The organism is Chromohalobacter sp. 296-RDG (assembly GCF_029889885.1).
Taxonomy (GTDB): Bacteria; Pseudomonadota; Gammaproteobacteria; order Pseudomonadales; family Halomonadaceae; genus Chromohalobacter.
Genome location: NZ_JARANY010000128.1, coordinates 1 through 3,061 on the forward strand (window position 1 = coordinate 1; position 3,061 = coordinate 3,061).

General features: G+C 65.2%; 4 protein-coding genes and 1 pseudogene. 1 reads left to right on the top strand and 4 read right to left on the bottom strand.

Annotation, left to right across the window (positions count from 1 at the left end; all coding sequences use genetic code 11):
* Positions 1–136, top strand: a pseudogene (locus OP495_RS16930) (taurine catabolism dioxygenase TauD); the annotation flags it as partial.
* A gap of 124 nt (positions 137–260) precedes the next feature.
* Here OP495_RS16930 and OP495_RS16935 read toward each other — a convergent pair.
* The 4 genes from OP495_RS16935 to OP495_RS16950 form a co-directional block, all read right to left on the bottom strand.
* A complete protein-coding gene (locus OP495_RS16935) occupies positions 261–746 on the bottom strand; it encodes a thioesterase family protein (protein ID WP_280570903.1) in 486 nt (161 codons plus the stop codon).
* Positions 746–1,747 (bottom strand): 3-hydroxyacyl-CoA dehydrogenase NAD-binding domain-containing protein, encoded by a 1,002-nt coding sequence (locus OP495_RS16940; protein WP_280570905.1) that lies wholly within the window; start codon positions 1,745–1,747, stop codon positions 746–748. The genes OP495_RS16935 and OP495_RS16940 overlap by 1 nt, the downstream gene beginning before the upstream one ends.
* 17 nt (positions 1,748–1,764) lie before the next feature.
* On the bottom strand, positions 1,765–2,646 hold the full coding sequence (locus OP495_RS16945) for a 3-keto-5-aminohexanoate cleavage protein (protein WP_280570907.1): 882 nt from the start codon (positions 2,644–2,646) through the stop codon (positions 1,765–1,767).
* Positions 2,647–2,799: 153 nt separating this feature from the next.
* Positions 2,800–3,061 (bottom strand): enolase C-terminal domain-like protein (locus OP495_RS16950; protein WP_280570909.1); only part of this gene is annotated, 262 nt, incomplete at its 5' end.

A 3,061-nucleotide genomic window follows, 5' to 3' on the forward strand; every position in this document is an offset into this window, starting at 1 on the left:
CGCCTTCGATGTCGGCCAGGGCGGCCGGCGTTGGCTGCAAGGCTGCTATCTCGAGCGTGACGAAGCCCGCTCGCGGCTACGCATGCTACGCCGCGCCCACCGCCAGCAACGCGTCGAGGTACTCGGCCAGGGCTGATCCAGAGCCAGGACTGATTGAGGCGCACGACGGCACGTGCAAACACGCAAGAACCCGCCCATGGCAGGCCATGGGCGGGTTCTTGCAGCGAGGGAGGACGTAATGATCCGCCTGCGATTCAACGTTAGCGACGTACGATTCCTATACGCCGCCCGGCGGCGCTTGGCCACTCATCTCCGACGGACGGCAATGTCTCGATAACCGCCGCCACCGGTTCGGGAAACGGCCCGGGCCTCCCGCTAGCGACATCTATGCCCATCAGCATCTGCTCGCTGGTCGCCAGCGGGTCGCCATCGACGTTGGTCAGCGTGAACAGCACATGCAATCGCTTGGCATCATGATCGAGCAGCGTCAGTTCGACTGCCAGTGCCTCACCGCGATGCGCTTCCTGCCGGTAGCAGAGGTGCGTTTCCAGGGTATAGAGCGTGTAGCCATGCGCGCCGCGCCCCGCCACATCGAGGCCGATGCGCTCCATCAGCGCCTCGACGGCCAGCGAGAACACCCGCGCGTACTCGGCATCGTTCATGTGACCGTTGTAGTCGACCCAGGCGTCGGCCACCCGAGTTTTAAACAAAGGGCCGAACGTTGAGCTTTCTGGCGCCTGGTTCATCAGATGCGCCCCTCGAGCCCTTCGGCTTCGGGCCAGTACTTGCGGGTCAACGCCAACAGCTCGGTGAGGAAGGCGTCACGTCGCGTTTCCAGTTCGGCGACACTGCGCCCGGCGGCCTGATGCTCGCAACCGTCGGCGACCTTCTCGATCAGTTCCTCGGTCAGTTCCGGCGCTTCGAGCTTGGTCCACGGCAGCTTCAGTGCCGGCCCGAACTGATGCAGCATGTGGCGCATGCCACCCTCGCCACCGGCCAGGTGGAACGTCAGGAAGGTGCCCATCAGCGACCAACGCAGACCCGCGCCATAGACCACGGCGGCATCGATCTCCTCGGTGGTGGCGACGCCGTCGTTGACCAGATGCAGCGCCTCGCGCCACAGCGCTTCCATCAGACGGTCGGCGACGTGCCCCTCGATCTCGCGGCGCACTACCAGCGGCCGCATGCCCAGCGCGGCGTACTGTGACCGGGCGCGCTCGGTAACCACCGGCGCGGTATTCTCGCCGCCCACCAGCTCGACCAACGGCAGCAGGTACACCGGATTGAAGGGATGCGCGACGATGACGCGACCGGGGTCGCGCGTGCAGGCCGATTGCAGCTCGCTGGGCTTGATGCCGGACGTCGAGGAGCCGATCACCACGCCCTCGGGGGCATGCGCATCCAGTTCCGACAGGACGTTATGCTTGATCTCGAGGCGCTCGGGCACGTTCTCCTGGACCAGCTCGGCGCCCTCGACGGCTTCGGCGGGCGATGGTGCGAAACGCAGCTTGGCCGGGTCCGCCGTGTCGGCGAGCCCCATCGTCGCCACCGAGTCCCAGACCCGCGCGACGAAATCACGCGTCGTTGCCTCGGCGCCGGGCGCAGGATCGAAGGCGACGACCTCGCAGCCCGCCGCCAGCGCTCGCACGATCCAGCCATTGCCGATCACGCCGGTGCCGATGACGGCGACGCGTGCCGGTGCGACGCCTTGTTTAGCCGTGCTTCGTTCAGCAGTCTGTTGAGACATCACGCTCTCCTTGTCGCTCACGGTTGACGCAGGTCGAGCGTCTGGCGGGTTTCGGCCGGCGTCTGGACGCGCCCGCCCAGATTTTCGGCAATCGTGGCGGCACGCTCCACCAGTTGGGCATTGGTGGCGAACACGCCTCGACTGAGGTAGAGATTGTCCTCGAGGCCGACCCGCACGTGGCCACCGAGCAGCATCGACTGCGCGACCATGGGCATCTCGCTACGGCCAATACCAAATGCCGACCAATGAGCGTTGGCGGGCAGCTTGTTGCGCATCGCGAGCATGGTTTCGGTGTCCGCCTCGGCGCCCCAAGGGATGCCCAGGCAGAGCTGAAACAGCGGATCGCCCTCGATCAGGCCTTCCTCGATCAACTGCCGCGCGAACCACACGTGGCCCAGGTCGAAGCACTCCAGCTCGGGCTTGACGCCGGCGTCCTTGACCATCCGGGCATGCTCGCGCAGCCAGTCGGCGGTATTGAGATAGACCATGTCGCCGAAGTTGAGGCTGCCGCAATCCAGAGTGCAGATTTCCGGCAACAGCTCACCGACCGGGGCGTGGCGCTCCGCCGGCGTCTGCAGGTCGGTACCCTCCAGGCCATGGATGACGCCATCGCGCACCTCGGGGAAGAGATCGCCCCCGCCCCCTGCGGTGATATTGATGACCGCGTCGACATCCGCCTCGCGGATGCGCCCCACCGCTTCGCGGAAGTACTCGCTGGAATGGCTGACGCCGCCGGTTTCCGGATCGCGCACGTGCAAATGCACGATGCTCGCCCCGGCGCGTGAGGCCTCGATGGCGCTATCGGCGATCTGCTTGGGCGTGATGGGCAGATCAGGATGCTTGTCGGCCGTATCACCGGCACCGGTGATGGCACAGGTGAGGATGACGTTTCGATTCATGGTGTCTTCCTGAGCGTCTAAATGGCGGCACGATGCCGTCGAACGCCCTCATTATCGAAAGTCCGCCGAAAAAGAGGTTGCCATGACACGTCATGCGCTTGGCGTTTTACGTCGCGGCGTCGCTTTCCCTCGGCAAGGCGACGCCGCGCGTTGTCACTCGATGATGTGGAAGCGATCGAGGTGGCGTGTATTGAGCGCCAGGCCCAGACCGGGCGTCGTGTCATCCAGGTCGAGGAACCCATCGACCGGTTCCGGATCGCCTTCGAAAAGGTAGTAAAAGAGCTCGTTGCCGATCTCGACGTCGTGCACCGGGAAGAACTCGGACATCGGCGAGGCCAGCGACGCCATGGTCAGATGATAGTTGTGCATCTGCCCCGCGTGCGGAATCACCGGCACTTCGAACGCTTCCGCCATG